21 protein-coding genes and 2 pseudogenes are annotated in these 26595 nt (G+C 74.1%); 12 read left to right on the forward strand and 11 right to left on the reverse strand.

All coding sequences use genetic code 11. The features are described 5' to 3' along the window. Positions 1 to 90: 90 nt before the first annotated feature. Positions 91 to 1257 carry an ROK family transcriptional regulator gene (locus IF27_RS28325; protein ID WP_110946342.1) on the reverse strand — a complete coding sequence of 389 codons (1167 nt, stop codon included), beginning with the start codon at positions 1255 to 1257 and terminating at the stop codon, positions 91 to 93. A gap of 50 nt (positions 1258 to 1307) precedes the next feature. Beyond that, positions 1308 to 2741, reverse strand: coding sequence for a xylulokinase (xylB, locus tag IF27_RS28330; RefSeq protein ID WP_052852712.1), 1434 nt, complete (start codon positions 2739 to 2741; stop codon positions 1308 to 1310). A 122-nt stretch (positions 2742 to 2863) separates the two neighbouring features. Between xylB and xylA the strand changes: the two genes are divergently transcribed. Further along, positions 2864 to 4036 carry a xylose isomerase gene (xylA, locus tag IF27_RS28335; RefSeq protein WP_052852713.1) on the forward strand — a complete coding sequence of 391 codons (1173 nt, stop codon included), beginning with the start codon at positions 2864 to 2866 and terminating at the stop codon, positions 4034 to 4036. 89 nt (positions 4037 to 4125) lie between these two features. Here the strand turns inward: xylA and IF27_RS28340 are convergent, their stop codons facing one another. Then, on the reverse strand, positions 4126 to 5088 hold the full coding sequence (locus tag IF27_RS28340) for an EamA family transporter (RefSeq protein WP_052852714.1): 963 nt from the start codon (positions 5086 to 5088) through the stop codon (positions 4126 to 4128). Between the two features lie 256 nt (positions 5089 to 5344). On the opposite strand from IF27_RS28340, the gene IF27_RS28345 reads away from it, so the two are divergent. Then, complete coding sequence (locus IF27_RS28345) at positions 5345 to 5677, forward strand: NIPSNAP family protein (protein WP_052852715.1); 333 nt, start codon at positions 5345 to 5347, stop codon at positions 5675 to 5677. A gap of 18 nt (positions 5678 to 5695) precedes the next feature. On the opposite strand, the gene IF27_RS28350 is transcribed toward IF27_RS28345, so the two are convergent. From IF27_RS28350 to IF27_RS28360, 3 genes are all read right to left on the reverse strand, one after another. Beyond that, positions 5696 to 6877, reverse strand: coding sequence for an ROK family protein (locus IF27_RS28350; protein ID WP_052852716.1), 1182 nt, complete (start codon positions 6875 to 6877; stop codon positions 5696 to 5698). A gap of 1 nt (position 6878) precedes the next feature. Beyond that, positions 6879 to 7157, reverse strand: a complete 279-nt coding sequence (locus IF27_RS28355; RefSeq protein WP_052852717.1) for an SGM_3592 family protein — start codon at positions 7155 to 7157, stop codon at positions 6879 to 6881. Between the two features lie 117 nt (positions 7158 to 7274). Continuing rightward, positions 7275 to 8291 (reverse strand): TerC family protein, encoded by a 1017-nt coding sequence (locus IF27_RS28360; protein WP_052852718.1) that lies wholly within the window; start codon positions 8289 to 8291, stop codon positions 7275 to 7277. 233 nt (positions 8292 to 8524) lie between these two features. Between IF27_RS28360 and IF27_RS28365 the strand changes: the two genes are divergently transcribed. Beyond that, the gene (locus IF27_RS28365; protein ID WP_052852719.1) at positions 8525 to 9751 is read left to right on the forward strand and encodes an MFS transporter; all 1227 of its coding nucleotides are present in this window, start codon (positions 8525 to 8527) and stop codon (positions 9749 to 9751) included. 4 nt (positions 9752 to 9755) lie between these two features. Here the strand turns inward: IF27_RS28365 and IF27_RS30655 are convergent, their stop codons facing one another. After that, complete coding sequence (locus tag IF27_RS30655) at positions 9756 to 10211, reverse strand: ATP-binding protein (protein ID WP_190233134.1); 456 nt, start codon at positions 10209 to 10211, stop codon at positions 9756 to 9758. Between the two features lie 148 nt (positions 10212 to 10359). On the opposite strand from IF27_RS30655, the gene IF27_RS28375 reads away from it, so the two are divergent. From IF27_RS28375 to IF27_RS32120, 5 genes and pseudogenes are all read left to right on the forward strand, one after another. Beyond that, entirely contained in the window at positions 10360 to 11238 is an 879-nt protein-coding gene (locus tag IF27_RS28375; protein WP_190233137.1) for a helix-turn-helix domain-containing protein, read from the forward strand. A gap of 3 nt (positions 11239 to 11241) precedes the next feature. Next, on the forward strand, positions 11242 to 11478 hold the full coding sequence (locus IF27_RS28380) for a DUF397 domain-containing protein (protein ID WP_052852720.1): 237 nt from the start codon (positions 11242 to 11244) through the stop codon (positions 11476 to 11478). 44 nt (positions 11479 to 11522) lie between these two features. Then, positions 11523 to 12059 (forward strand): annotated as a pseudogene (locus tag IF27_RS28385) (SAM-dependent methyltransferase). 111 nt (positions 12060 to 12170) lie between these two features. After that, positions 12171 to 12392 (forward strand): annotated as a pseudogene (locus tag IF27_RS32115) (SAM-dependent methyltransferase); the annotation flags it as partial. Between the two features lie 25 nt (positions 12393 to 12417). After that, a complete protein-coding gene (locus IF27_RS32120) occupies positions 12418 to 12606 on the forward strand; it encodes an SAM-dependent methyltransferase (RefSeq protein WP_052852723.1) in 189 nt (62 codons plus the stop codon). A gap of 94 nt (positions 12607 to 12700) precedes the next feature. Here IF27_RS32120 and IF27_RS28400 read toward each other — a convergent pair whose 3' ends face one another. Then, complete coding sequence (locus tag IF27_RS28400) at positions 12701 to 15667, reverse strand: glycoside hydrolase family 2 TIM barrel-domain containing protein (protein WP_052852724.1); 2967 nt, start codon at positions 15665 to 15667, stop codon at positions 12701 to 12703. 322 nt (positions 15668 to 15989) lie between these two features. On the opposite strand from IF27_RS28400, the gene IF27_RS28405 reads away from it, so the two are divergent. Beyond that, positions 15990 to 16799, forward strand: a complete 810-nt coding sequence (locus IF27_RS28405; protein ID WP_052852725.1) for an SGNH/GDSL hydrolase family protein — start codon at positions 15990 to 15992, stop codon at positions 16797 to 16799. On the opposite strand, the gene IF27_RS28410 is transcribed toward IF27_RS28405, so the two are convergent. Continuing rightward, positions 16772 to 18067 carry an SWIM zinc finger family protein gene (locus tag IF27_RS28410; protein WP_052852726.1) on the reverse strand — a complete coding sequence of 432 codons (1296 nt, stop codon included), beginning with the start codon at positions 18065 to 18067 and terminating at the stop codon, positions 16772 to 16774. The two genes, IF27_RS28405 and IF27_RS28410, sit on opposite strands and share 28 nt — an antisense overlap. After that, entirely contained in the window at positions 18064 to 20970 is a 2907-nt protein-coding gene (locus IF27_RS28415; protein ID WP_052852727.1) for a DEAD/DEAH box helicase, read from the reverse strand. The genes IF27_RS28410 and IF27_RS28415 overlap by 4 nt, the downstream gene beginning before the upstream one ends. Positions 20971 to 21204: 234 nt before the next feature. Here IF27_RS28415 and IF27_RS28420 point away from each other — a divergent pair, with 234 nt between their 5' ends. From IF27_RS28420 to IF27_RS28430, 3 genes are all read left to right on the forward strand, one after another. Beyond that, positions 21205 to 22293: a fatty acid desaturase family protein gene (locus IF27_RS28420; protein ID WP_052852728.1), complete on the forward strand. Its 1089-nt coding sequence runs from the start codon at positions 21205 to 21207 to the stop codon at positions 22291 to 22293. Between the two features lie 216 nt (positions 22294 to 22509). After that, the gene (locus IF27_RS28425; protein WP_052852729.1) at positions 22510 to 22899 is read left to right on the forward strand and encodes a roadblock/LC7 domain-containing protein; all 390 of its coding nucleotides are present in this window, start codon (positions 22510 to 22512) and stop codon (positions 22897 to 22899) included. Between the two features lie 122 nt (positions 22900 to 23021). Then, positions 23022 to 24002 (forward strand): DUF6397 family protein, encoded by a 981-nt coding sequence (locus tag IF27_RS28430; protein WP_052852730.1) that lies wholly within the window; start codon positions 23022 to 23024, stop codon positions 24000 to 24002. Here the strand turns inward: IF27_RS28430 and IF27_RS28435 are convergent. Further along, positions 23974 to 26487 carry a DEAD/DEAH box helicase gene (locus IF27_RS28435; protein WP_052852731.1) on the reverse strand — a complete coding sequence of 838 codons (2514 nt, stop codon included), beginning with the start codon at positions 26485 to 26487 and terminating at the stop codon, positions 23974 to 23976. The genes IF27_RS28430 and IF27_RS28435 overlap by 29 nt on opposite strands. Positions 26488 to 26595: the final 108 nt, after the last annotated feature.

The raw sequence follows: 26595 nt of genomic DNA on the forward strand, positions 1-26595 counted from the left end.
CATGACAACCGACGGGATTCATGCTGACGGCGGCCCGTGCCGTCTGCCAAGGGGGCGAGGGTTCCGCCATTGGCCCGACCTGCGGCGGCGTCAACCCCCCAGCAGCGCCGCCGGGTTGTCGAGCGCCGCCCGTACGGCCGACCGCGCCGCGCCCAGCAGCGGCCCGTCCTGCCCGAGCGGTGACGGCGTCACGGGCACCGGCGTCTCGCGGCCCCCCGCCGCCACGGCCGTACGGCGCGTCAGCTCCCGCCCCACCGGGGGCAGCAGCCAGGGGGCGAGACGGGCGAGGCTGCCGCCGATCACGATCCGGTGCGGGTCCAGCAGGTTCACGGCGCCCGACAGGGCGATCCCGAGCGCGGTCCCCGCCTGCCGCACGGCCCGCAGCGCGACCGGTTCGCCCGCCTCGCAGCGGGCGGTCAGCGCGCCCATGCGGACGCCCGGCCCCGGCTCGATCCCGGCGGCGCGCAGCACGGCGTCCTCACCCGCGTACGCCTCCAGGCAGCCGCGCCCGCCGCAAGTGCACGGACGGCCCTCGGGACGCACCGGCACGTGCCCCAGCTCACCGGCGAAGCCCTGCGCGCCGCGCAGCAGTTCGCCGTCCACGACGACGGCGGCGCCGATGCCGATCTGCGCCGACACGTGCACGAAGCTCTCCGACTCGCCGCCGTGACCGCCCGACCACAGCTCGGCGAGCGCCCCGAGGCTGGCCTCGTTCTCGACGGTCACCGGGCCGAGCGCGGTCGGCAGGAGACCGGCGAGATCGGTGTGGTGCCAGCCGAGGTTGGGGGCGCGCAGCACCGTCGCCGTGTCGCGCACGACGAGGCCGGGCACGGCCACCGTCAGCCCGGCGGGCCGCAGGCCGGCGGCGTCGGCCCGCTCGGCGGCGCGCCGCAGCATGCCGCCGAGCGTCGCGAGGACGGCCGCCGGGTCGCTGCCCTGGTTGCGCGTCTCGTGGACGGCGCGGACGCGGACGGCGCCGCGCAGGTCCATCACGCAGACCGCGAGGTGGTCCACGCCGATCTCGGCCCCGACACCGCTCGGGCCCCGGTCGGCCGCGAGGAGCTGGGTGCCGGGGCGGCCGACCGTGCCCGACCGCCCCGGGCCGCGCTCGACCAGCAGCCCGCCGCGCAGGAGTTCGTCCACGAGCGTGGACACGGCCGCGCGCGTCAGCCCGATGCGCGCGGCGACGTCGGCGCGGGAGAGCGGGCCGTCGCCCGCGACGGTGTGTAGCACGCGCGACAGGTTGCGCTGCCGCATCTCGGCCTGGGACTGGGGTGCGGTCGCTGACACCGGCGCGGATCCCCCGCTCAGCTGCGGCGCAGCAGCGCGTCGGCGTCGGTGAGGGTCGATTTCAGCCGCTCAAGCGCGGCGTCGTCGCGGGTCTGCGCGTCGAACTCGGGCCCGTCGGACGTGCCCCAGTCGCGGGCGACGGACGCCGCGTCGCGGCCGAGGAGCAGCCCGGCGGCCTGCGCCGCGGCGCCCAGCGCGACCAACTCCTCGGCGCGCGGCACGCGCACGGGGCGTCCCGACAGCCTGCGGACGGTGTTGCGCCAGGCCGATCCCCTGGCGCCGCCGCCGATCAGCAGGATGGGCGAGGACGGGTCGGCGCTGTCGTCCAGCACCCGGTCGAGGGCTTCGAGGAGCGCGAAGACGGCGCCGTCGTAGGCGGCCTGGAGGAGCTGGCCGCCGGTCGTGGTGTGCCGCAGGCCCCGGACGAGACCGGCGGCGTAGGGCAGGTCGGGGGTGCGCTCGCCGTCCAGGAAGGGCAGGACGACGGCCTCGCCGCCCGGTTCGACCGCCTCGCGGTAGAGGCCGAGCAGCGCGGCGAACCGATCGACGGCCAGCGTGCAGTTGAGCGTGCAGGCCAGCGGCAGCCAGGCGTCGCCCGCGTCGGCGAAGCCCGCCACGATGCCCGACGCGTCGGCGGGACGCTGCTGCGTCACGGCGTAGACCGTGCCGGAGGTGCCCAGGCTGAGCACGGGCGTGCCCGGCGCCAGGCCGAGGCCGAGGGCGCCCGCCATGTTGTCGCCTGTACCGGCCGCGACGGGGATGCCCGCGGGCAGCGGCAGCCCGCCGCGTACGGTCCCGGCCGCCTCGCCCGCCGGGACGACGCGGGGGAGGAGGGCGGGGTCGAGGCCGACGTGGTCCAGGATCTCGTCGGCGTAGCTCTCCGTCGCGGTGGACCACCAGCCGCTGCCCGACGCGTCGCCGCGGTCGGTCGTGCCGCCGGTGACGCCCTGGCCGGTGAGCCGCCCGGTCAGGTAGTCGTGCGGCAGGCGGACGGCGCGCGTCCTGGCCGCCGCCTCCGGCTCGTGCTCGCGCAGCCAGGCCCACTTCGTGACGGTGAAGGAGGCGGGCGGGACGCTGCCGATCCGCTCGGCCCAGGCGGCGGGGCCGCCCAGCTCCTCCAGCAGCCGGTCGCGCTGCGGGGCGGAACGGGTGTCGTTCCACAGCAGGGCGCCGCGCACGGGGCGGTCGTCGGCGTCGAGCGTCACCAGGCCGTGCTGCTGGCCCGCGACCGAGATGGCCGCGGCCTGCGTGGCGGCGGGACCGCACTGGTCGATGGCGGCGAGCAGCGCCTGCCACCACTGTTCCGGGTCGCTGTCGCGCTCGGCGGTGACGATGTTGGGCGCGGCGCCGCGGGCGACGACGCGGCCGGTGGCGATGTCCACGACCAGTGCCTTGGTGGACTGGGTGGAGCTGTCCACTCCGATGACAAGGGGTCCGTCCGGTACGGCCATGGGGGCGTCCTCTCCGCGGGCCGGGGCAGGGGGGTTTTCACAGCGGGCTCCCGCATACTAATTTGTAAACGGCCATGACGAAATACCCGTCATCCGAACACCTGGGGACCCGAGGAGCCGCCATGTCGTACCAGCCCACTCCCGCGGACAAGTTCAGCTTCGGTCTGTGGACCGTCGGCTGGCAGGGCCGTGACCCCTTCGGCGACGCCACCCGGCCCGCCCTCGACCCGGTGGAGTCCGTGAACCGGCTCGCCGAGCTGGGCGCCTACGGCGTGACCTTCCACGACGACGACCTGATCCCCTTCGGCTCCACGGACGCGGAGCGCGACGCCGTCGTCAAGCGCTTCAAGGCCGCCCTGGACAGCACCGGGCTCGTCGTGCCGATGGCGACCACGAACCTGTTCACGCACCCCGTCTTCAAGGACGGCGGCTTCACGTCCAACGACCGTGAGGTCCGCCGTTACGCGCTGCGCAAGGTCATCCGCAACGTCGATCTCGCCGTCGAGCTGGGCGCCAAGACCTATGTCGCCTGGGGCGGCAGGGAAGGCGCCGAGAGCGGCGCCGCCAAGGACGTCCGCGCGGCCCTCGACCGGTTCAAGGAGGCGTTCGACCTCCTCGGCGAGTACGTGACCGACCAGGGCTACGACATCCGCTTCGCCATCGAGCCCAAGCCGAACGAGCCGCGCGGCGACATCCTGCTGCCGACCGTCGGGCACGCCCTCGCGTTCATCGAGCGCCTGGAGCGTCCCGAGCTGTTCGGCGTCAACCCGGAGGTCGGCCACGAGCAGATGGCCGGGCTCAACTTCCCGCACGCCATCGCGCAGGCGCTGTGGTCGGGCAAGCTGTTCCACATCGACCTGAACGGGCAGAACGGCATCAAGTACGACCAGGACCTGCGCTTCGGCGCCGGTGACCTGCGCTCGGCGTTCTGGCTGGTGGACCTGCTGGAGACGGGCGGCTACGAGGGCCCGCGCCACTTCGACTTCAAGCCCCCGAGGACCGAGGACTTCGACGGCGTGTGGGCCTCGGCCGCCGGGTGCATGCGCAACTACCTGATCCTGAAGGAGCGTGCCGCCGCCTTCCGCGCCGACCCGGCCGTCCAGGAGGCGCTCACCGCCGCCCGTCTCGACGAGCTGGCCACCCCCACGCTCGCCGCGGGCGAGACGCACGCCGCGCTGCTGGCGGACCGCAGCGCCTACGAGGACTTCGACGTGGACGCCGCCGCCGCGCGCGGCCTGGCGTTCGAGGCCCTGGACCAGCTCGCGATCGACCACCTGCTGGGCGCGCGCGACTGACGTCCGCGGAGGGGAGGGGGTGCCCGCACCGGTCAGTGAGGGCCGGTGGGGGCACCCCTCTTCACAGGTTTCCACGGGTTCCCGCGGGCTCAGCCCCCGGTGCCCGCCGCCGCCCGCGGGCGGCGCGGCGCGCGCGCCGTGAGGACCAGCAGCCCGAGCACGACGAGCCCGACCCCCACCCATCCCACGGCGCCGAACCGCTCACCCACGACGGCGACGCTCAGCACCGCAGCCACGACCGGCTCGAAGAGCGTCAGCGTGGTCGCGGCGCTCGCCCGCACCCGCGTCAACCCTGCGCCGAACAGTGCGTACGCCAGGCACATCGGCACCAGCGCCAGGTAGGCCGCCACGGCGATCCCGCGCGGCTCCGCGAGCAGTGCCCCGCCCGTAGCGGCGAAGAGCGGCAGCAGCACGCACGCGCCGAGGCCGAAGAGCGCGCCCATCGTGGCGCGGGCCGTGTGTCCGTGCCGGATGAGGGCCGAGGCGCAGGACGTGTACACGGCGTACGCCGCGCCCGACAGCAGCCCGGCGGCGACACCGGCAGCGACGCGGTCACCGGCCGCCCCGTGCCCGTCGAGGACGAGGACGGCGCACCCGCCGGTGGCGGCCGTCGTCGCGGCTGCCCAGCGGGCGGTCAACGCCCCGCCGTACAGCAGCCGGTCGAGGAGCGCGGCGAACACCGGCGCCGACCCGAGGCACACCACCGTGCCCACGGCGACCCCGGCCAGGTCCATCGCGAGGTAGAAGGCGAGCGGGTACACGACCACGCCGACCGCGCCGGTCAGCAGGTGGACGAGCTGCCCACGGCCGCCCCGCAGGACGGCGAACGCGGAACGCCCCGCGAGGGCGAGGGTCAGCAGCCCGCCGAGCCCCATGGTGGCGGCGCCGATGGACAGGGGGGACGCCGCGGGCGGCGCGAAGCTGGCGACGGTGCCCGTCGTCCCCCAGAGCGCGGCTGCGGCGAGGACGTGCGGCGCCCCGCCACGGGCCTGGCCGGACGGGCGGAGGGAGGGGGAGGAAGGGGAGGAAAGGGATGAAGGGTTCGACGACATGGTGGGACGCGTCCTGCTCCGTTGAGTTCCGGTGGGGATCAGCGGATGAGGGCGCGACGCCGATCGGCGCGTACCCGGCGGGTACGTCCTGGAGGCGTGGAACGCGGCCTGGCGGCGCCCTCAGCGGGCGGCGGGCGGCGGGGTGACGCGGTGCCGGTACGAGGCGGAAGCCGAATCCATGGCGGGCAGCTTATCCGACCGGTGGGTGCCGGGGTGGGCGGACGCCGGACGGCCCACGGCGGCTAGCCTCGTCCGGATGATTACCTGTGTGGTCACCTATGTGATCGACCCGGCGAAGATCGAGGCGTTCGAACGCTTCGGACGCCGCTGGATGGAGCTGGTGGACCGCCACGGCGGCACGCACCACGGCTACTTCCTGCCGGGGGAGGGCGCCAGCGACGCGGCGCTCGCCCTGTTCAGCTTTCCCAGCCTCGCCGCGTACGAGCGGTACCGGACGCTGTTCGGCCGGGACCCCGAGTTCGTCGAGGCGGACCGCATCAGGGACGAGAGCGGCTGCGTCCTGCGCCACGAGCGCACCTTCATGCGCCCGATGCTGCCCGGCACGCCTCCGGACACCGCGCCCGCGTAGGCCCCGCCGCCGACGGGATCACGGACGCCGTCGGCCGGTCGCGGGCGCACCGGCGAGGACGCCCTCCAGGGCGAGCGTGGCCGCGCCGAGGCTCACCGGGTTGGTGGCGAGCGGGCTGAGCACGATCTGCGCGCCGGGCCGTGCCCGGGGCAGGAGATGCCGGGCGACGGCGGGCCTGAGCGGTTCGAGCAGGGCGGGCCCGAGCGCGCGGGCGACCCGGCCGGTGAGGACGACGATCTCGGGGTCGAGCAGGTGGACGAGATCGGCGATGCCCGCGCCGAGGAGGTCCGCCGTGCGCCGTACCGCTCCCAGGGCCGCCGGATCGCCCGCCCGGCAGGCCGCCGCGAGCGCGGGGACGGCCGTCGCGTCCGCGTCCCCCGCGCCGTCCGCCGCGGTGTCACCGGTCAGCTCGCGCAGCGTCCGCAGGATGCCGGGCGCCCCGACGTACGCCTCAAGGCAGCCACGCCGCCCGCAGGAGCACGGCCGCCCGTGCGGCTCCAGCGTCGTGTGGCCCCAGCCGCCCGCGTCGCCCGACAGCCCACGGTGCGGCGTGCCGCCGAGGACGAGTCCCGCGCCGACGTCCGTGCCCAGGCTGATGACCACCGCGTCCTCCCGCCCGCGCGCGGCGCCGAACCACAGTTCCGCCACCACGCAGGCGCGCAGCGGGCTGTCGAGGTAGAGGCGGTAGGGCACGTGCTCACCGAGCCGCGCGAGCAGCGGGACGCCGTGCCGGTCCCCGGCCGGGTCCAGCGTGCGCGGCACCCCGAGACCGGCCCCGAGCACCCGGACGTCCCCGGCGCGGTCCGTCGCCGCGCGCAGGGCGCGGACGATCTCTCCGACGACACGCGCGGGGTCGCCGTCGTCCCGCCGCCGCTCCTCGCGGCTCCTGGCGAGGACGCGCAGCGCCAGATCGACGACCTCCACCCGCACCGCCGACCCGGTCAGGTCCACGCCGACGAGCGCGCCGCCCCGCGGATTGACGGCGAGCAGCCCGCGCGGACGGCCACCGCCCGAGTCCTCGTACCCGGCCTCCACCAGCATGCCGCGGTCGAGCAGCTCGCCGACGAGGGTCGCGACGGTGGCGAGGCTGAGCCCGGTGGCCCTGGCCAGGAGCGGCCGGGACACCGGTGACGAGGCGATCGCCTGGCGCAGGATCCCGTACCGGTTCGCCGTACGGATGTCGCGCGAGGTGCGCCTCACCTCACTCCCCGCCGTCCTTGCCCTTCCTGCGGAACCACCGCCGCCGTCTGCCCCCGGTGGACCGCTTGCGGCGGTCCTTGCCGTGTATCCAGCCGGCCGGCGGCTCGTCCGACCGCCAGGGCTGCGGCGCGGGGGCGCCGTCCTTCCAGCGCTCGCGCAGCATGCGCGTCCTGGCGGCCGGTTCCTTCACCTCCGCGTCGCGCACGAAGCTCTCGTCCAGCACGAGCTCGTCCCACTCGTCGCGACGCGGGTCGTCCCGGCCCGCCGGTTCGTCGCCCATGGGCTGCTGCCTCCCGTCCACCCTCGGTGCGCGGAATTCCTCACGGGGTGAACGCCGCGCGCCGCCCGCCGGTTCCCGGCGGGACGGCGGGCGGGCGGTCCACCGTGGGGGCGGGCCTCAGCGCGTGGAGTCCGAGGCCGGGATCTCCTGCTCGTTCCCCTCGTTGCCCTTGCCCTCGCCGCCGTCCCCGCCCCGGCCGCCGCGCGTGGCGTACAGGCTGGTGATGGTCGTGACGGCCAGGACGCCGCAGATCACGGTGAGGGAGACGGCGATGCTGATCTCGGGCACGTGGACGCCCGACTCGTGCAGCGCGTGCAGCACCAGCTTCACGCCGATGAAGCCCAGGATGACCGACAGGCCGTACGACAGGTGGACCAGCTTGCGCAGCAGCCCGCCGATCAGGAAGTACAGCTGCCGCAGACCCATGAGCGCGAAGGCGTTGGCGGTGAAGACGATGTACGGGTCCTGGGTGAGGCCGAAGATCGCCGGGATCGAGTCGAGCGCGAACAGGATGTCCGTGCTGCCGATGGCGAGCATGACGATCAGCATGGGCGTGACCAGACGGCGCCCGTTCTCCTTGATCGTCATCTTGGTGCCGTGGTACCGGTCGGTCGCCGGGAAGCGCCGCTGGACCGTCTTCATGAAGGCGTTCTCGGGGGCCTCTTCCTCCTCCTCGCCCGCGCGCGCCTCCTTGATCAGCTTCCACGCCGTCCAGATGAGGAACGCGCCGAAGATGTAGAAGACCCAGGAGAAGTTGGAGATCAGCGCCGCGCCCGCGGCGATGAACGCGGCCCGCAGGACCAGCGCGATCAGCACGCCGACCATCAGCACCCGCGCCTGGTACTGCACCGGGACCGAGAACTTGGCCATGATCAGGACGAAGACGAAGAGGTTGTCCACGCTCAGCGACTTCTCGGTGATGTAACCGGCGAAGAACTCGCTGGAGGGCGTGCCGCCTTCGAAGACCAGCAGACCGAGGCCGAAGAGACAGGCGAGGATCACCCAGATGACGGTCCAGGTGCCCGCCTCCCGGAGCGAGACCTCGTGGGGCTTGCGCCCGAAGAAGAAGTCAACGGCGATGAGTGCGCTGAGCACCACCACCGTCAGCACCCACATGGTCAACGAGACGTCCACTGTTCCTCCGGTCTTCCGACTGAGCGCGCCCCAAGAGGGTGCAACGCTAGATTAATCAAATAGTAAAGTCACTCCCGATGTTTCCGGCGGGCATCCCGGCCCCGATGCGCGAACCCCGCCCACCCCGCAGCCGTTTGGATCATGGAATGCCGCCCGGTGCGCGGCCCGGCACCGGCGGTCCCGCACGTAAGTGAGCTGCGCGTTTGCCCCCCGTGGCGGGATACTGCGCGCCCATGGGGACATCCGCAGCGGGACTGCGCGCCTACCGTGAGATATTTCGCATCCCGGGCGCGGGGAGCTTCGTCGCCGCCAGCCTGGTCGGCCGTCTGCCGCTGGCGATGCTCAGCCTCGCGACCGTCTTCCTCGTCGAGGCGGAGACCGGGAGCTACGCGACGGCCGGAGCCGTCGCCTCCGCCGGTGCGCTGTGCTACGCGCTCGTCGTGCCCCGGCTCGGCCGCGCCGCCGACCGGCTGGGGCAGCGCAGGGTCCTGCGGCCCCTCGCCCTCGCCTTCGGCGCGACCGGCGCCCTGTTCGTCCTCGCGGCGCAGCTGGACGGGCCGCACTGGACGCTGTACGCCGCGGGCGCCGCGTTCATGGCCGTCATGCCGCCGGTCGGCGCGCTGACCAGGGCGCGCTGGAGCCACCTCGCCGGGTCCGACGGCGCGCTCGTCACCTCCTCCTACTCCTTCGAGTCGGTCGCCGAGGAGCTGATCTTCGTCGTCGGCCCGCTGCTGGTCTCCGCCGTCGTGCTGCTCGACCCCGCCGCCGGAGTGGCGGCCGTGGCCGTCGCCGGGACGGCGGGCGGCCTCCTCCTGGCCGCCCAGCGCCGCACCGAACCCCCCGCCGTGCCCCGGCCCGCGGGCGGCGGCGGCAGCGCCCTGGCCGTCCACGGGCTGCGGCTGATGTGCGCGGTCTACGTGTGCGTCGCCGCCATGATCGCCTGCTGGGAGCTGTCCACCCTCGCGTTCGTGGACGCGCACGGGAGCCCGTGGATGGTCGGCGGCGTCATGGCCGCCTACGCGGTCGGCAGCGGCGTCGGCGGCCTGTGGTACGGCGCGCGGCAGTGGGAGACGCCGCTCGACCGGCGGTTCCTGCTGGCGCTGGCCGCCGTCGTCCTCGGCATGGGGCCGCTGTGGGCGATGCCGGGCGTCACGGCGCTGTGGGTCTTCTCCCTCTTCTCCGGGCTCCTCGTGGCGCCGACCGTCATCGCCGGGTACGGCCTCGTCCGCCAAGGTGTCCCACCGGCCGCGCTCACCGAGGGCATGACCTGGCTGTCCACGGCCATCGGCGTCGGCAAGGCGGGCGGTGTCCTGGGCGCGGGCGTCCTCATCGACACCTACGGGCCCCGCTGGGGCTACGCCCTGACGCTCGCCTGCGGCCTCGTCGGTCTCGCCGTCGGCCTGCTCGGCACGCGGCACCTGCGCGCGATGGCGGCGGCCCGGCACGTCCGTGCCGCCTGAGCGATCAGCCTCCCGCGCCGTCCAGCCGCAGGTCGGCCCAGACGACATGCCCCCGGCCGCCGTCCCAGGGGCGGACACCCCAGCGCGTCGCGAGCGTGCAGACCAGCAGGAGGCCACGCCCCGACTCGTCGTCCATGTCGGCGGCGCGCGGCGTGTGGCGCGGCCCGGGGCCCTCACCGGCGACCGCGATGCGCACCAGCCCGCCGATCGGCCGCAGTTCGCACCGTACGGCGGTGCTGCCGGTGTGCCGGAGCACATTCGTCACCAGCTCGGAGATGACCAGCTGCGCCGTGTCGCAGGTGTCCGCGCACGCACCCCACTGCGGTAACTGCCGCCGTACGTGGCGCCGTGCCTCGGCGGCCGAGGCGTCAGCCGCCGGCAGCCGGAAGCTCAGCGGCCCCGGTGGACAGACAGCGCTTTCGTTTCGCTCCAGGGGCTGGAGGTGCGGGGAGGTAGCCACGTTCCTACTGTGGGGTGTGTCCCTCGCATCCGGCAAGAGGCATCCTGCAATTTTCAGAATCGTCCGTTGCACTCTGTTGCGCGGAGCCGACGACATGACAGACTGCTTGCACAGCAGGGGAGTTGGGCCTGAACCGGCGATCCGGGAGATGGGTGGGGACGTGGCGGGCGGACAGGGGGGCGGCGCGGCCACGGCACTGCGGCTCGTGCTCGGCAAGCGGCTTCAGGACCTGCGGGAGGCCACCGGCCTGTCCTTCGAGGAGGCGGCAGCCGCGCTCGACGTCACGCACGCCACCATCCGGCGGATGGAGAAGGCGCAGGTCGGGCTGAAGGTGCCCTACGTCGAGAAGCTCCTGCGCGTCTACGGGGTGACGCGGCAGCAGGACGTGGACGCCTTCCTCGCCCTGGTCCGCGAGGCCAACCAGCCTGGCTGGTGGCACCGTTACCGGGACGTCCTGCCCGACTGGTTCAGCGGGTTCGTCAGCCTGGAGGCGGAGGCGGACCAGATCCGCGCGTACGAGCCGCACTACGTCCCCGGGCTCCTCCAGACCGAGGCGTACGCCGCCACCGTGCTGCGCGCCGGGATGCCGCACGCCCCCGCGGACGAGATCGAGCGCCTCGTCGCCCTGCGCCTCGCCCGGCAGGACATCCTGACGCGCGGCCGTCCGCCGCTGCTGTGGGTGGTGATGGACGAGACCGTCCTGCGCCGCCCCATCGGTCGCCCCAACGTGATGCGCGCCCAGATCACGCGGCTGATCGAGGCCACCGCCCAGCCGCACGTCCGGCTCCAGGTCATGCCGTTCTCGGCCGGGCCGCATCCGGCGATGTACGGCCCGTTCCACCTGTTCCGGTTCCCGCTGCCGGAACTGCCTGACGTCGCCTGCGCGGAGAGCCTCGTCGGCGCCGCCTACTTCGAGCAGCGCGACGACGTCTCGTCGTTCCGGGAGGCACTCGACCGGATGAGCGCGCAAGCCGCGCCCCTGCACCGCACTGAGGCCATCCTCAGTGGTATTCGCAAGGAGATCTGAGCCATGGATCGCATTTACAACGGCATGCCCGCCGCCCATCTCGGCACCGAGGGGTGGCGCAAGCCATGGAGCGGGGGCAACGGCGGCAGCTGCGTCGAGGCGATGCGGCTGGGGGACGGCCGGGTCGCGCTGCGCCAGTCCACCGACCCGGACGGGCCCGCGCTGATCTGCACCTCCCACGAGATCGAGCGGTTCATCGAGGGCGTCAAGTCGGGCGAGGCGGACTTCCTCCTGGTGTGAGCACCGCAGCGCAGGACGGCACGACGGGAAGAAGGAGCGAGGACGTGGCCGAGGAAGGCTTCACGGCCGAGGAGATCGACACCAGCCGGCCCCATCCGGCCCGGATGTACGACTACTACCTCGGCGGGCAGGACAACTACGAGGTGGACCGCTCGTCACCGAGCGGGGCATACGTCAGATCATCGACATCGGTACCGGGATACCGACGTCGCCGAACACGCACGAGGTCGCCCGTACGGTCGCCCCCGACGTCCGGGTCGCGTACGTGGACAACGACCCGATCGTCAGCGTGTACGACCGACGCCCTGCCCGCCGGCAGCCACCTGATCCTCAGCCACGGGACCGCGGACTTCGACGACGGCGGCGACGACCGGACGTCCACGGCCGTCAAGGTGTACAAGAGTTCCACGGCCAACCTCACGGTGCGCACCCAGGCGCAGATCGCCGCTTTCTTCAAGGGGTTCGACCTGCTCGAACCCGGCCTCGTGCAGCCGTCGTTCTGGCGGCCCGACCGCCCGGTGCCGGACGACCCCACGCTGCGCAGGCTCGGCGGCTACTGCGGCGTGGGGGTCAGACCCTGACGCCGCCCCCGGACGGTCCCGCCACGGCGCGCGACCCGAGACCGCCCGCGGCGCCCATGCCACGGGCCCCGCACCACCCCACCGTCACGACAGGAAAGAGGGAGCACCAGCGTGGCTGAAGAAGGCTTCACGGCCGAGGAGATCGACACCAGCCGGCCCCATCCGGCCCGGATGTACGACTACTACCTCGGCGGGCAGGACAACTACGAGGTGGACCGCATCGACATCGGCACGGGGATACCGACGTCGCCGAACACGCACGAGGTCGCCCGTACGGTCGCCCCCGACGTCCGGGTCGCGTACGTGGACAACGACCCGATCGTCAGCGTGTACGGAGCTGGCCCCCGGCGCCCTTGAGGTGTACAAGAAGTCCACGGCCAACCTGACGCTGCGCACCCACCCGCAGGTGAGCGGCTTCTTCGCGGGCTTCGACCTGCTGGACCCCGGCATCGTGCAGGCGCCGTTCTGGCGGCCGGAGCGCTCGGTGGCGGGCGACTCCGAGCTGGGCGAGACCAACCTCTACGCCGCGGTCGGGTTCAAGCCCTGACCTCCGCGCGGACCGCGTCCGCGACGGCCCGGGAACGGGCGGAACGACGAAGGAGCCCCTGGCAACGGCGCCACGGGCTCCCCCTCCGCCCCGCTCAGGCGCCGGGCACCGCGCCGTGGCTGCCGTCGCCCACCGCGGAGAACCGGAACGAGAACGCCGCCGGACCCGCCGTCAGCCGGTGGCGGGGGAGCGGCCCTGGGCCGCACGACTGGCTCCCCAGGCCGTGCAGCGCGTGGTCGAGGCCGACCCACACCGTGTCGCCCGGCACGAGGTCGGTGGTGTGCCGGGCGGCGTCCAGCTGCTCGCTGCTCCAGCGCCGCGCCGTGAACCAGAACGGCCGCTCACCCGCGGCGACGCGCAGCCCCGTCCCGTCGGCGGCGCGCAGCTCGGCCCAGCGCACGTCGGCGCGGGCGCCGTTCTCCTGCGGCCTGACGTACGGGGTCTGCATGGCGTCCACTGCCATGCCGTACCGGCCCGTCACCGAGGCGGCGAGGCTGTCCGGGTACGCCTCCCCTGGCCCGCCGCCGAACCACGACGCGTGGCCGTACGCGTCCGGCAGGCCGAGACGCAGCCCGACGCGCGGCAGCGGGAACGGCCAGTCCCCGCCGTCCGGGGTGACCGTGACGGCGAGGAGCAGCTCGTCACCTGCCGCCGTCCAGCGGTAGTCGGCGCGCATCCCCAGGCGGCTCGCCGCCGGGGCGACGCGGGTGCGGACCAGCAGCGTGTCGCCCTCCAGGTCCACCGCGTCCACGCGGTGCCCGAGACGGTGCAGCCCGGTCTCGCGCCACAGCGCGCCGTACCGTACGCCGTCCTGCGGCGAGGCGCCCAGGTCGTTGTCGGTCGGGGCGCGCCACAGGTCCAGGCGCGGCCCCTGGCGCAGCGTCAGCCCGCCCAACGCGGTGAGGGCGCCGCCGCGCGCGTCGAAGAAGCCCGGGCCGAGACGTATGCCGTGCGCCGTGCGGGACGGCCGGTGTGACGGCGGCGGCGCGGCGACGGGGCGTGCCGGGCGGGTGGCGGGCGCGGCGAGCTGGGCCCACGCCACCGGGTGACCTGCGGGGGCCCAGGGGGTGTCGGCGGTGAGCGCGGCGGTCACCGTCCACACGGGCTCGCCCGCCAGGTCGGTCGCGGGCGCAGGGGGAAGCGTGACGTCCGCGCTGGCGCCCGGTGCGAGCGGTGGGACGTCCAGCGGCCCGGCGGACACCGCGACGCCCTCGACCTCGTAGCGCCAGCCGAACGCGAGGTGCGAGAGGTCGCGGAAGTCGTGACCGTTGGCGACGCGTACGGTCCCCGCCGCCGCGTCGCCGGTGATGCGGACCGGTTCGATCACCTTCTTGTACTCCACGAGCCCGGGCGAGGGCGTGCGGTCGGGGAACAGGAGCCCGTCGCAGACGAAGTTGCCGTCGTGCAGCTCCTCGCCGAAGTCGCCGCCGTAGGCGAAGTACACGCGCCCGTCCGCCGTGCGGCGGGGCAGGCCGTGGTCGATCCACTCCCAGACGAACCCGCCCTGGAGCCGCTCGTACGTCTCGAACAGGCGCTGGTACTCGCCGAGCCCGCCGGGCCCGTTGCCCATCGCGTGCGCGTACTCGCACAGGACGAACGGCAGCGAGCGGCGGCGCGCGTCGGCGGCCGGGTCGGCCAGCGGCTCCTCGGCGCGCCTGCCGATCAGCTCGACCTCGTCGTGCGGCGCGTACATCCGCGAGTAGAAGTCGCTGTCGGGGTACGACGGGTCGTTCTCGTAGTGCAGCGGCCGGGACGGGTCGCGCTCCCGCATCCACGCGGCCATGGCGGACAGGCCGCTCCCCGCGCCGCACTCGTTGCCCAGCGACCACACGACGACGGACGGGTGGTTCTTGTCCCGCTCGACCATGCGCCGCGCGCGGTCCACGAGCGCGGGCGTGAAGCGGGGGTCGTCCACGGGGTTGCCCGGCCATCCGTCGGGGGACGTGAACCCGTGCGTCTCCAGGTCGCACTCGTCGATGACCCACAGGCCCAGCTCGTCGCACAGGTCGAGGAACGCCGGGTGCGGCGGGTAGTGGCTGGTGCGGACGGCGTTGATGTTGTGGCGCTTCATCAGCAGGACGTCCTGCCGCATCGTCGCGGCGTCGAGGGCGCGGCCACGCTCGGGGTGGAACTCGTGCCGGTTGACGCCCCGGAACAGGACGGGCCCGCCGTTCACCGTGAAGACGCCGTCCGCCACGCGCACCGTGCGGAAGCCCAGCCGGAGCGGGACGCGTTCGCCTGGCGTGGTCAGCAGGGCGTCGTAGAGCCGGGGCGTCTCTGCCGTCCACGGCTCGACGCGGACCCTGGCCTCCTCGCCGGTGGCCAGGTCGAGGCCCAGCTCGGGGACGGTGACGCGCCCGGCGGGCTCGCAGTCCACGCGCAGGACGCCGTCGCCGGTCGTGTGGTCGTAGTCCGCGTGGACGAAGAAGTCGGAGGCGGAAAATGCGGGCCTGTGCAGCAGGGTGACGTCCCGGAAGATCCCGGGCAGCCACCACATGTCCTGGTCCTCCAGGTAGCTGCCCGCCGACCACTGGTGCACGCGCACGGCCAGCACGTTGCCGCGCGGGCGCAGCAGGTGTCCCACGGAGAACTCGTGCGGCAGCCTGCTGCCCTGGAACGCGCCCAGTTCCCGCCCGTTCAGCCACACCCGCGCGTACGACTCCACGCCGTCGAGGCGCAGGACGCTGTCGCCCCCGGCCGGCCAGTCGTCCGGGAGGTCGAAGACGCGGCGGTGGTCGCCCGTGGGGTTCTCGGTGGGCACGCGCGGCGGGTCGAGGGGGAAGGGGTAGGCGACGTTGGTGTAGGCGGGGGCGCCGTGTCCCTGGAGCACCCAGTGGCCGGGGACGGCGATCTCGTCCCAGCCGTCGGTGACGGCCGCGTCGGTGGTGAAGGCGGTCCCGGTGCCGTGGGCGGTCGGGGACAGGCGGAAGTCCCATGTGCCGTTCAGGGACAGCCGGGCCGCGTCCGACTCCGCGTACCAGGCGCGCGGGGGGAGCGTGCCGGTGCCGGGCGAGGGGTCCTCGTGGCGGGGGAGCCGGTCGTCCGCTGGCCGGGTGTGCATGGGGCTCCTCCGAGGACGTCAGGGGGCCGCCGACCGCCCCGCGATGTTGATATCTGTTGCCCGCTGTTCGGTCACGCTAGATCCGCGGCGCGTTCCCGACAACCCCCTCCGGCGGGACGCCCGGAACGTCCCGCTCCGACCGCCGCCCGTTCCCCGGCCGTCACTCGCGGCGCGGCCCGTCGTTGCCCAGGGCAGGAACGCGCCCCCGTCCGTGCCCGTGACCGCGCCGGAGGAGCAACCGCCTTGGCATGGACACAACTTGACAGGGGTAAGGCGCTCATGCACCACCAGTCCCCCCGCACGACCTTCCCTGGGAGGTTCCATGACTCTGCGCCGCCTCGTGACGAGAGCCGCCACCGCGGTCCTCGTCCTCGGCGTCACCGCCCTCGCCCCCGCCGTCGCGGTGGCGGAGGAGGCCCCCACCGCCGTGACCGCGTACGTGGCCCTCGGCGACTCCTACTCGTCGGGCAACGGCGCCGGTGACTACGACGACGCCGCGGGCGACTGCCGCCGCAGCTTCGCCGCGTACCCGTCGCTGTGGGCCGACGCCAACGACCCCGACACCTTCGACAACACCTCCTGTTCCGGCGCGACCACCGACGACGTCCTCGCGGACCAGCTCGGCCCCCTCGACGCCGGTACCACCCTGGTGAGCATCAGCATCGGCGGCAACGACGCGGGCTTCGCCGACACGATGCAGACCTGCGTCCTGTCCGGGACGAGCGCCTGTGTGAGCGCGGTCGCCACGGCGAACCAGTACATCTCCAACACCCTGCCGGGCAAGCTCGACGCGGTGTACGCCGCCATCAGCGCCGCCGCGCCGAACGCGCAGGTCGTCGTCCTCGGCTACCCCCGCATGTACGAGCTCGACGGCAGTTGCATCTTCGGCATCAGCGAGCAGTCCCGTGCCGCGATCAACGGCGCGTCGGACAACCTGCACTCGGTCATCTCCCAGCGCGCCGCCGGACACGGCTTCACGTACGGCGACGTGCGTCCGGCCTTCACCGGCCACGAGATCTGCTCGGGCAGCGCATGGCTGCACAGCGTCACGCTGCCGGTCAGCGACTCGTACCACCCCAACGCCGCCGGACACTCCGGCGGTTACTACACGGTGTTCGAGTCCCTGGCCTGACGGTCGGCGGCCCGGCCGTCGTCCTCGTCGCCCAGCGCGGTGGCGAGGGCGGCGGCCGGTGCCGTGTCGGGCGGACCGGCGGGCCACCAGCGCGCCCCCCGCAGCCGGAACGGCCACCAGCGCCTGTCGGGCCCGAACCGCAGCTCCACCACGCCGCCCTCGGCGCTCCACCGCCCGCCGCCCGCGGGCGACAGCGGGCGCCCCGCCGCGTCGGGCCAGGCCGTCGCGAGGCGCGCGGCGGCCTCGGACGCCGGTCCGTACGCCTCGCCCTCCAGCACGGCGAGTCCGACGCCGCCGCCGTACGCCCAGGCCCCGGCCGCCGCCGACAGGTCGTCACCCGGCCGTCCGCAGCCCTCGGCCAGCCGCGCGGCGACCGGCGCGGGCGGGCGGCCCGCCGTCATCCTCACGGCGTCCTGCCACACCGTCAGGGCCGGGGGCGGCGCGCTGTCCGCGTGGCCGGGGCGCAGCGCCTCGGCGAACAGGCGGCCCGCGCGCGCCGCCGCGTCGGCGATCAGGAACTCCAGGTCGCGCAGGCCTGGCACGCCGTCCTCGCCCGTCGCCTCCGCGCTCTCGGGACCGAGGTCGGGCGGGCGCGGCGCGTCCGTCTCCGACGGTGGCGGCTGGGGCAGGGGGACGGCGGCCCGCGCGTACGCCTCGGACGCAGGCTCGCCCTGCGGGCCGCTCGGCGCCGCCGTGGCGCGCGCGGCGTTGCGCCGCTCCAGCTCCGCCGTCAGGTCGCCCTCCGTCCGGCCACGCAGCAGCAGGAGGACGAACGGGTCGGCGTCCAGCAGCCGCGCCACCTGGTACGCCAGCGCCGCCGTGTGCGCGCAGTGGTCCCACTCCCCGCACTCGCACTGCGGCTCCAGGTCGCCGATGCCGGGCAGCAGGTCCACCCCGGCCGCAGCCGCGTCCGCCGCCAGGTGCGTGGGCATCTCGTGGTCCAGCAGCGCGGCCACGTGCCCCGCCTCGCGCGCGGCCGTGTCCAGCAGCCGGTCCCACTCGGCCCCGCTCAACCGCCGCAGCAGCACGTCCGCGCGGTACGGCGTCCCGTCGCCCGAGCGCACGACCGCCGTCAGACGGCCGGGGCGCACGGACACCGCGCCGACGGCCCCGGAGCGCGCGACCTTCCGGCCCCGCAGCAGCGTCGCGTTCTCCAGCGCGGTGTCCTCCAGCGCCTGCAACCAGCCGCGCCCCCACCAGGTGTCGGCGAATCCGCGTCCCGGGGCGGGCGGCAGGGCCGCGAACACCAGTTCCTCGTCGTGCGTCACAGCCCGTTCCCCCGCTCGTCCGGGTCGCGCAGGGCGACCAGATCGGCCAGCTCGCCGTCGCTCAGACCGGTCAGCGCCGCGTCGCCCGTGGGGCCGAGGACGGCGTCGGCCAGCGCCTGTTTGCGCCGCAGCAGCGCGGCGATGCGCTCCTCCACGGTGCCCTCGGCGACGAGCCGGTGCACCTGCACGGGCCTGTCCTGCCCGATCCGGTACGCGCGGTCGGTCGCCTGCGCCTCGACCGCCGGATTCCACCAGCGGTCGAAATGGATCACGTGCTCGGCGCGGGTCAGGTTGAGACCGGTGCCCGCCGCCTTCAGCGACAGCAGGAAGACGGGCACCTCGCCGTCCGAGAAGCGCCGCACCATCTCCTCGCGCCGGGGCACCGGCGTGCCGCCGTGCAGCAGCAGGCTCGGCACGCCGCGCCGCGTCAGGTGCGTCTCCAGCAGGCGCGCCATCCGCACGTACTGCGTGAACACCAGCACGCTCGCGCCCTCGGCCAGGATCGCGTCCAGCAGCTCGTCGAGCAGTTCGAGCTTGCCGGAACGGCCGGTGAGCCGCGGCTCCTTCTCGGCGAGGTAGTGCGCCGGGTGGTTGCAGATCTGCTTGAGCGACGTGAGCAGCTTGACGACCAGGCCGCGCCGCGCGAACCCGTCCGTCCCCGCCACCTCGGCCAGGCCCTCGCGGACCACCGCCTCGTAGAGACCGGCCTGCTCGGGCGTCAGGTGGACGGCGCGGTCGGTCTCGGTCTTCGGCGGCAGCTCGGGCGCGATGCCGGGGTCGGACTTGCGCCGCCGCAGCAGGAACGGCCGCACCAGCCGGGCGAGCCGGTCGGCCGCGGCCGGGTCGCCGCCGTCCTCCACCGCGTCGGCGTAGCGGCTCCTGAAGGCGGGCAGGCGCCCGAGGAGGCCGGGCGTCGTCCAGTCGAGGATGGCCCACAGCTCGGTCAGGCTGTTCTCCACCGGCGTGCCGGTGAGGGCCACGCGGGCCCGTGACGGGATGCCGCGCAGCCCGGCCGCCGTCGCGGAGAACGGATTCTTCACGTGCTGCGCCTCGTCGGCGACGACCAGGGACCAGTCCTCGGCCGCCAGCCGCCCCGCGTCCAGGCGCATCGTGCCGTAGGTGGTGAGGACGACCTCGCCCGGGGCCAGGGCGCCGAGGTCGCGCGCCGCGCCGTGGAAGCGGCGTACGGGCGTGTCCGGCGCGAAGGTGGCCAGCTCGCGCTGCCAGTTGCCGAGGAGCGAGGCGGGGCAGACGACGAGCGCGGGGCCCGCCGTCGCCTGGTCGAGCTGCCGGTGCAGGTGGAGGGCGATGAGCGTGACGGTCTTGCCGAGGCCCATGTCGTCGGCCAGGCAGGCGCCGAGGCCGAGGGACGTCATGCGGTGCAGCCAGGTCAGGCCGCGCGCCTGGTAGCCGCGCAGGGTGGCGGCGAGGGCGGGCGGCGCGGGGAGTGGTTCCGCGGCCCCGGGCTCCGCCAGCAGGTCGCGCAGGGCGGCGAGCGGACCGGTCGCGTCGATCTCGACCCGCTCCGCGTCAGGACGGCCCGCGCCGTCCTCGGCGACGCTGCCCGTGAGCGCGGCGCCGAGCGCGTCGAGGGCGGTGACCTTGCGGTCCGAGCGGGCGTGGGCGCGGCGTACCTCCTCGGGGTCGAGGAGGATCCACTGGTCGCGCAGCCGGACGGCGGGGCGCCCGGCCTCGGCGATCCGGTCGAGTTCGGCGCGGGTGAGCGGTGTGTCTCCGACGGCGAACCGCCAGGAGAACGTCAGCAGCGCGTCGGGGCTCAGCAGGCCGGACGGGGCGGGCCGTGCGGACGTACGGGCGGCGTCGTCGCCTCCCGCCTCGCCGACCAGCGCACGCGTCCCGAGCCGCCTGACCATGGAGCGGGGCCAGTGCACCTCGACGCCCGCAGCGCCCAGCGCCCTGGCGACCGGCGCGCCGAGCAGCTCGCCGATCTCCTCGTCCGCCAGATCGACGGAGCCGGGCACTGCGGCCGTCAGCAGCGGCGTCAGCGGCTCCCACGCGGCGGCGGCGCGCCGCAGGGCCAGCAGCGCGTCCGTGCGGGCACGGGGGCCGAACGCGTCGGCCGTGCCCGCCCAGACGTCCGCGGCGTCCGCGACGGCGAGGGGGTCGCTCAGGCTGTGCAGCTGCACGACGCCGCGGAAGGCGGGCGGCTCGGCCCCCGCGCCGAGGACGGCCTCCACGCGCAGCGAGAGCCGAACGCCCGTGTCGTGCCCGGCCGCCAGTTCGACGGCCCAGCCGCGGCGGGCGGGGACGTGGTGCGCGGGCGCGGAGGCGAAGGCGGTGCCTCCGGCGGCCATCGACGCGGCCGGGCTGCGCGGGAGCGTGTCGGCGACGGCGTCGAGGAAGGCGCGGAGCAGCGGCTCGGGGCGGGGGAGGAGCGGGCCGTCGCCGGGCGGGGTGTCGAGGGGCACGGCGTGGGCGTGCGGCGGCATCGCGTCGGCGAGGGCGCGGAGCCGTTCCGCGTCGCCCGCGGTGAGCGGACCGAGCCGCCAGGCGTCGTGGTCGGACGGGCTCAGGCCGGGGAGCAGCCGCCCCCGTGCGGCGATCTGGAGGGCGAGGACGGCGGCGGCGCCCCAGTAGGCGGCGGCCGTCCCCGTCTGCGCCGAGCGTGCCCGGGTCAGGACCGGGACGGCGTCGGCGAGCGGCAGGACGAGCGCGGGGACGGTCACCGGGGCGACCGCCTCGTCCCCGGCGGCGGTGGGGAGGACGACGGTCAGGTCCTCGTGGCCGTCGCCGTCCTCGCCCGCCTCCTCGGGGACGGGCGCGCCGCCGTCCGGGCGCCAGAACGCGACGCGCGAGTCGCGAGGCGGGTCCGAGGGCAGGAAGACGGCCGCGCAGGCGGCGAGTGCGGTCGTCCGGGCACGGGTCGGCGGGCTCGCTCGCACGGCGAAGCGCACTCCTCAAGTTTGATCAGCCGATGGCGGGAGCCGAGGGTACCCCATGGCCGGTTGCCCCTGGAAACAGCGCGTTTCGCCCGGTCTCCGGCCAGGACCCTATACAGGAGCGCGCCGCCGGGCGGTAGGGGGGCTGGCTACACCATGCGTCGGGTGCTGCGCCCATGGCTTCCGCCCGGCGCCGTTCCTAGGGTGGGAGTTCAGTCAGGCCATCCCGGAGGCGACATGTCCGATGCCCAGCTCGTCCTTGCTCCTGTGCCGCCGCAGCGGCGGAAGGGGGACGGCGACGCCGGTGAGTTCCCACCGCTGCTGCGCCAGATCAAGGGACAGCAGCTGCTCGCACGTCGGCGCGGGTGGTACACGGCGGGCATGACCGTCAACGCGCTGGCCCTCGCCGGGACCATCTGGGCCGTCCTCGCGGTCGGCAACTCCTGGTGGACCCTGCTGCTGGCCGTCCCCCTCGCGCTGTTCTCGACCCGCAGCGGCTTCTACGGCCACGACGCCGGGCACGCGCAGGTGGCCGCCACCCGCCGCGTCAACCGCCTCCTCGGCCTGTTCCACGGCAACCTGCTGCTGGGCATGAGTTCCGCGTGGTGGAACGACAAGCACAACCGGCACCACGCCAACCCGAACCACATCGACAAGGACCCGGACGTCGGCGAGGGCGTCATGGTCTGGACCCAGATGCAGGCCGAGAAGCGCGAGGGCTTCGGCCGCTGGCTCACCCGCAACCAGGCGTGGCTCTTCTTCCCGCTGCTGCTCCTCGAAGGCATCGCCCTCAAGGTCGCCAGCGTGCAGATGGTGATCTCGTCCGACAACTGGGAGCGGCAGGGCCGTGGCCGTCTCGTGGAGGGCGTGCTGCTCGCCGTCCACTTCGTCGCGTACGTCGCCCTGCTGGCCGTCGCGATGTCGCCCGGCAAGGCGGTGCTCTTCGCGCTCATCCACCAGGGGCTCTTCGGCCTGCACCTCGGCAGCGTCTTCGCGCCGAACCACAAGGGCATGGAGATGCCGACCTCGGACAGCGAGCGCTGGGGTCATCTGCGCCGGCAGGTGCTGACCTCGCGCAACGTGCGGGGCGGCCTCGTCACGGACTGGCTCATGGGCGGGCTCAACTACCAGATCGAGCACCACCTGTTCCCGAACATGCCGCGCCCGCACCTGCGGCTGGCGCAGCCGCTCGTCCGGCACTACTGCCGGGAGATCGGCGTGCGGTACACGGAGACGAGCGCGATCGACTCGTACCGGCAGGCGCTGAGCCACATGCACAGCGTCGGGGCGCCGCTGCGGGAGGACAGGCGGGCCGCCCAGGACTGAGCGACCGCCCCGGCGGGGGAGGGGCGGAGGGCGTGGCGCGGGACGGACGACCGTCCCGCGCCACGCCGTTTCCGTGTCACCCGACCCGGTGACACGGCGCGGCCGGGGAAACGGTGTGGTCGCTTCCGCATAGCGGTGGCGTCCTGATGGTTGTCCGGGCCCCTTTCCTGGGGAAGGCTGACACAGCAGTCGCCTTACGAGAAGGGGGAGCTGGGGATGGCACTGAGTACCACGCTTGACTGGCTGCTTGACGATCTGGCGCAACGTCTGCCTCGTGTCCGCCACGTGTTGCTGCTGTCCAGCGACGGGCTGGTCACGTCGGTGAGCCGCGGGCTCAAACGGACGAGCGCGGAGCACCTGGCCGCGGTCGCCTCGGGGCTGCACAGTCTCGCCAGAGGGGTCGGGGAGCACTTCGCGTGCGGTGAGGTGCGGCAGACGATGATCGAGTTCGACGAGGGCATGCTGTTCGTGACGGCCGCCGGTGACGGCAGCTGTCTGTGCGTGCTCACCGGGGCGGACGCCGACATCGGCCAGGTCGGGTACGAGATGACGCTCCTGGTCAACAAGGTCGGGGAGCACATGGGGCTCTCGGCGCGGGACCGGTGACCCGGCCCGCGTGCGGGGACACGCTCACTCGTTCGAGGTAATTGGGCACGGAAAGTAACGACAGGGTGGATTTTTCCCTTACGGTGGTCACCGAGAGTGATCTTCTGAAGGGAAGGTATCCCATGTCCCAGCAGTCCGTTCCGTCCGTGCGGCCGACGCGACCCGCACAGCCCGTACGACCCGCACCGTCCCGTCCGTCCGCGTGGCCCGTCAGGTCCGCCCGGCCGGTCACGCCAGGTCGGGCGGCTCACCCCGCCCGGCCCGTCCGGCGCCGCGTCGCCACCGTCGTCGAACGCGGCGCCGCCCACCCCCGCGGCGACACCGTCAGCTCCCGCCGCGCCGCTCACGAACTCGGCCTCGGGGGCGCCGAGTTCGAGGCCGCCGTCCGGCTCGGCCACATCGGGACCGTCCCCGGGGCCGCCCCGTGGGAACGCCGGGTGGCCCGCGCGGAGCTGGACCGGCTCCGCGGCACCCCGGGATTCAGCGCCGCGCTGCGCGACGCAGCCCGTCTCGTGAACGCCGCTGCCGGAGCCGAACTGCTCCGCATCAGCCAGGCCCGCTTCGCCCGGCTCGCCCGCGGCGGCTGCCTCGTGCCGCTCGACTTCCGGACGAACGGCCACCGCGCCACCGTCTGGCGCTACCCCGCCGCCGAACTGCGCGCGTTCGCGGCGCGGCGCCCCACCCTCCTCGGCGGAAGACTGCCGGACGGGCTGCGGCGCGCCCTGCGCCGCTGCGACGACTGGCGCCCCCCGCAGTGGCGCGCGCGGCGCACCACCCAGCTCGCCGCCCAGGCCGACGATCCGTGGCTGCGCGCGGCGGTCCACGCGGCCGTGCTGCCGACGCACTCCCTGGAGAGCGCCGTCCCCGACCCCGGCGAGCGGCTGCGGCTCCACCGCCTCCGCCCGCCGCTCGGCGAGCCCTGCCGCCCGGCGGACGGCGGGAGCGCGCCGGTCCCCTGCCCGGCCACCGACGGCCTCCTCACGGTGTCGGGCCCCGAGGAGGAGCGCCGGTACCGGGACAGACTGCTGCACGCGCTCGTCGCCGCCCGCGCGGCGGACCGGGCCGCCGGGGCGCTCAGAGCCGCCCGACGTCCGTCACCTTGACGACGGCCAGCCCCTCGGCGTCGGACGCGGTGAGGTCCACCTCCGCGGAGATCCCCCAGTCGTGGTCACCTGCCGGGTCGTGGAAGGTCTGGCGCACACGCCACAGGCCGTCCTCGGGGCGCTCCTCGATCGACAGCAGGAGCGGTCCCCGGGCGTCGGGGCCGGTGCCCAGCTCGTCGTACTCGTCCCAGTAGCCGTCGAGCGCCTCGGCCCAGGCATCGGCGTTCCAGCCTGCCTCGCCGTCCAGCTCGCCCAACTCGTCCACGCGGTCGAGGGCCGCCAGCTCCACCCGGCGGAACATCGCGTTGCGCACCAGGATCCGGAACGCGCGCGCGTTCGCGGTGACCGGCTTGACCTGGTCCGCACGCTCCCGCGCCTCCTCGGCGTCCTCGTCCGCCGGATTGGCCAGCTGCTCCCACTCGTCCAGGAGGCTGGAGTCCACCTGACGGACCAGCTCGCCCAGCCACGCGGTGATGTCCTGGAGTTCCTCCGACTTCAGGTGCTCGGGAACCGTGTGCTCCAGCGTCTTGTAGGCGCTCGCCAGATACCGCAGCACGATGCCCTCCGTCCGCGCCAGCTCGTAGTGCGACACGAACTCGGAGAACGTCATGGCCCGCTCGTACATGTCCCGCACCACCGACTTGGGGGACAGCGGATGATCCCCGACCCACGGGTGGCTCTTCCGGTAGACGCCGTAGGCGTGGAAGAGCAGCTCCTCAAGGGGCTTGGGGTAGCCGATGTCCGTCAGCCGCTCCATCCGCTCCTCGTACTCGACGCCCTCCGCCTTCATCGCCGCCACGGCCTCGCCGCGCGCTTTGTTCAGCTGGGCCGCCAGGATCTGCCGCGGGTCGTCCAGGGTGGACTCCACCACCGAGATCATGTCCAGCGCATAGGAAGGGGATTCGGGCGGCAGCAGCTCGAACGCGGCCAGCGCGAAGGTGGAGAGCGGCTGGTTCAGCGCGAAGTCGGCCTGGAGATCGACCGTCAGCCGCACCCTGCGCCCCTGGGCGTCCGGCGTCTCCAGCCGCTCCACGATCCCGCCGTCCAGCAGCGAGCGGTAGATCGCGATCGCCCGCCGGATGTGCCGGAGCTGCTGCCTGCGCGGCTCGTGGTTGTCCTCCAGCAGATGACGCATCCCCTCGAAGGCGTCGCCCGGCCGCGCGATCACCGCCAGCAGCATCGCGTGGGTGACGCGGAAGCGCGACGTCAGCGGCTCGGGTTCCGCCGCGATCAGCCGCGTGAACGTGTCCTCGCTCCAGTTGACGAAGCCCTCGGGCGGCTTCTTCCGCACCACCTTGCGCCGCTTCTTCGGGTCGTCACCCGCCTTCGCCAAGGCCTTCTCGTTCTCCACGACATGGTCGGGCGCCTGCGCCACCACGAACCCGGACGTGTCGAAACCGGCCCGCCCCGCACGCCCCGCGATCTGGTGGAACTCCCGCGCCCGCAGCACCCGCACCCGGCTGCCGTCGTACTTGGTCAGCGCGGTGAACAGCACCGTCCTGATCGGCACGTTCACGCCCACCCCCAGCGTGTCCGTGCCGCAGATCACCTTCAGCAGCCCGGCCTGCGCCAGCTTCTCCACCAGCCGCCGGTACTTCGGCAGCATCCCCGCGTGGTGCACGCCGATGCCGTGCCGCACGTACCGCGACAGGTTGCGCCCGAAGCGCGTCGTGAACCTGAAGTTGCCGATCAGCGCCGCGATCCGGTCCTTCTCCTCGCGCGTGCACATGTTGATGCTCATCAGCGCCTGCGCCCGCTCCACCGCCTGGGCCTGCGTGAAGTGGACGATGTAGACGGGCGCCTGATGGGTGGACAGCAGCTCCGTCAGCGTCTCGGTCAGCGCCGTCGTCCGGTACTCGTAGCTCAGCGGCACGGGCCGGGTCGCCGAACGGACCACGGCCGTCGGCCGCCCGGTCCGCCGCCGCAGGTCCTCCTCGAACCGCGACATGTCGCCCAGCGTCGCCGACATGAGCACGAACTGCGCCCGTGGCAGCTCCAGCAGCGGGATCTGCCACGCCCAGCCACGGTCGGGCTCGGCGTAGAAGTGGAACTCGTCCATGACGACCTGCCCGACGTCGGCCCGCGCGCCGTCCCGCAGCGCGATCGACGCGAGCACCTCGGCCGTGCAGCAGATCACCGGGGCGTCCGCGTTGACCGACGCGTCGCCGGTGAGCATGCCGACGTTCTCCGTCCCGAACACCTTGCACAGGTCGAAGAACTTCTCCGAGACGAGCGCCTTGATCGGCGCCGTGTAGAACGTCACCTCGTCCCTGGCCAGCGCGGCGAAGTGCGCGCCCGCCGCCACGAGGGACTTGCCCGACCCTGTCGGGGTGGACAGGATGACGTTCGATCCCGAGACCACCTCGATCAGCGCCTCTTCCTGAGCGGGGTACAGGGTGATCCCGCGCTGACTCGTCCACGACGAGAACGCCTCGAAGAGGGCATCGGGATCGGCTTGCGGCGGCATCTGATCGATAAGGGTCACCGTCCCATACTGCCCGCACACGGCCGCCCCCGGGGAACCGGCCGCACATGCGAAGATCACCAGGCATTACGCTGTCCGGCCGACACGGGTCGCGCGCGGCCCGGTCAG

The sequence above is a fragment of the Streptomyces avicenniae genome, from assembly GCF_000719135.1.
GTDB lineage: Bacteria > Actinomycetota > Actinomycetes > Streptomycetales > Streptomycetaceae > Streptomyces > Streptomyces avicenniae.

Bases quoted from the DNA above. Each gene is read 5' to 3' on its own strand.
- IF27_RS28375 (WP_190233137.1), top strand. From the start codon at position 10,360: ATGGGTGGGGACGTGGCGGGCGGACAGGGGGGCGGCGCGGCCACGGCA.
- IF27_RS28420 (WP_052852728.1), top strand. From the start codon at position 21,205: ATGTCCGATGCCCAGCTCGTCCTTGCTCCTGTGCCGCCGCAGCGGCGG.
- IF27_RS28405 (WP_052852725.1), top strand. From the start codon at position 15,990: ATGACTCTGCGCCGCCTCGTGACGAGAGCCGCCACCGCGGTCCTCGTC.
- IF27_RS28380 (WP_052852720.1), top strand. From the start codon at position 11,242: ATGGATCGCATTTACAACGGCATGCCCGCCGCCCATCTCGGCACCGAG.
- IF27_RS28400 (WP_052852724.1), bottom strand. From the start codon at position 15,667: ATGCACACCCGGCCAGCGGACGACCGGCTCCCCCGCCACGAGGACCCC.
- IF27_RS28425 (WP_052852729.1), top strand. From the start codon at position 22,510: ATGGCACTGAGTACCACGCTTGACTGGCTGCTTGACGATCTGGCGCAA.
- IF27_RS28355 (WP_052852717.1), bottom strand. From the start codon at position 7,157: ATGGGCGACGAACCGGCGGGCCGGGACGACCCGCGTCGCGACGAGTGG.
- IF27_RS28345 (WP_052852715.1), top strand. From the start codon at position 5,345: ATGATTACCTGTGTGGTCACCTATGTGATCGACCCGGCGAAGATCGAG.
- IF27_RS28325 (WP_110946342.1), bottom strand. From the start codon at position 1,257: ATGCGGCAGCGCAACCTGTCGCGCGTGCTACACACCGTCGCGGGCGAC.
- IF27_RS28340 (WP_052852714.1), bottom strand. From the start codon at position 5,088: ATGTCGTCGAACCCTTCATCCCTTTCCTCCCCTTCCTCCCCCTCCCTC.
- IF27_RS28430 (WP_052852730.1), top strand. From the start codon at position 23,022: ATGTCCCAGCAGTCCGTTCCGTCCGTGCGGCCGACGCGACCCGCACAG.
- xylB (WP_052852712.1), bottom strand. From the start codon at position 2,741: ATGGCCGTACCGGACGGACCCCTTGTCATCGGAGTGGACAGCTCCACC.
- IF27_RS28365 (WP_052852719.1), top strand. From the start codon at position 8,525: ATGGGGACATCCGCAGCGGGACTGCGCGCCTACCGTGAGATATTTCGC.
- xylA (WP_052852713.1), top strand. From the start codon at position 2,864: ATGTCGTACCAGCCCACTCCCGCGGACAAGTTCAGCTTCGGTCTGTGG.